The sequence below is a fragment of the Bartonella sp. AS69XJJH genome, assembly GCF_042195585.1.
GTDB lineage: Bacteria > Pseudomonadota > Alphaproteobacteria > Rhizobiales > Rhizobiaceae > Bartonella.
Window position 1 is genome coordinate 1 of sequence record NZ_JBHIOO010000085.1, and the last position, 1,406, is coordinate 1,406.

Sequence of the window (1,406 nt, forward strand, 5' to 3'; positions counted from 1 at the left end):
TTGAAAAGACCCGTTGCCGTTTTCGTTTCTACCCTTTGATAATTTGAAGAAACATAAGACCCTTTTACCCATAATCCTGCTTCTGCTGCTCGACGGTTGGCTAAACCCGCAAGAGGTTTCCCACCCACCTTATTCCATTTCTGTAATTCTAAGGGTACGGCTTCATAATCACCTTGATTAAGCTTCTTCAACAATGTTGACTTGCAAAAAGCAGTGGTTCCTACATTATAGCAAAACGAGACCAATGCCGCGAATTGGAAATCCGTTAATGAAACCGTGACCGATTTCTCAACCGCATTCTCAAATTGCTTTAAGTCTTCACAAAGGATTTCTTCTGCTTGCTCTTGTGTGATCTGCATGCCTTTTTTGACAAGGGGGTGCCCCGCATTACTGGTGTGACCATAACCAATCGTCCAAACACATGCCGTATCTCTGTAAGCCTCTAAACGTAAACCTTCCCATTGTTTGATAAGCTCTAATCCTTCTTTCGATATCTTTCTCATCTGACGCTCCATAAAAAAAGCCCCACAAAAGTGAGGCTGGATAAAAATGTTTTTTTATGATCTCTATTGACTATGCTCTTTGATCAGTTGCTCGACTTCTTCAACACGAAAGCCAAGTTGAAAGAGCGGCGCATATTCGCTTTCCTGTAATTCATACTGACAACGCTTTTCTACAAAATCACCATTTGAATCAAACGGCATGGTTGTTGTTAGACAAACCTTATGCGTGTCATCTTCAATCCCCTCTTCTCCCTCTCCAAGCTCTTTGACAAAGACCCAATAAAAACGCATTGCTAAAAGATGCTCTAGCCTTCTTACGGTTTCAACCTTATCAAATTCAAGCATATTCAGATAATCTTCCTTGCTATTTAAATGCTCTGGATAATCTATCATCTACCCCTCCTAAACAAAACAGCGTGGGCGGCTACAGCCACGGGCGCATAATTGCTCATTGCCGCTACCAAAAGATACCGTTCCTCGCGTAAACGATCCAATATCCGTTCCATTGTTCCAACTGCCTCCTCCAGCCAAACCTCTCATTTCTAACCTAGCCTGTCCTCTATTGGATATTTGCATTGGAAAAGTTCCTTCTAAATGTTGCCAAACATAACCACAACCATCCTCACATCCTATATGCGAGATCATACGCCTATTCGCCGTATCAACATGACCTCCTGAAACTTTAGGAGAAGGCGCTTTTTTGCCTTGAATGCTGGTCTTTTCATTGCTCCCATACATCGCAGAGGAAAATTCCTCATCATTCAACAAGGACTTCCTAACACGCAACATATCTGTTACATGCTCTGTATAGCTACGGTTCGTTGTGATAGGAACATTATACGCCGAGCGCGTATCTTCACCTGTGCCTGACTGAAGATAAATATCAACCCAAAGGTCTGTAGA

At 42.5% G+C, this 1,406-nt stretch carries 2 protein-coding genes and 1 pseudogene; all 3 read right to left on the reverse strand.

Annotated elements, in window-relative coordinates:
- The coding region (locus ACFIK6_RS09775) for a lysozyme (protein ID WP_375677600.1) at positions 1-503 on the reverse strand (503 nt) is incomplete at its 3' end.
- Between the two features lie 63 nt (positions 504-566).
- Positions 567-896 carry a hypothetical protein gene (locus ACFIK6_RS09780; RefSeq protein WP_273724653.1) on the reverse strand — a complete coding sequence of 110 codons (330 nt, stop codon included), beginning with the start codon at positions 894-896 and terminating at the stop codon, positions 567-569.
- Positions 897-905: 9 nt separating this feature from the next.
- Positions 906-1,406 (reverse strand): annotated as a pseudogene (locus ACFIK6_RS09785) (hypothetical protein); the annotation flags it as partial.

Bases quoted from the DNA above. Each gene is read 5' to 3' on its own strand.
- ACFIK6_RS09780 (WP_273724653.1), bottom strand. From the start codon at position 896: ATGATAGATTATCCAGAGCATTTAAATAGCAAGGAAGATTATCTGAAT.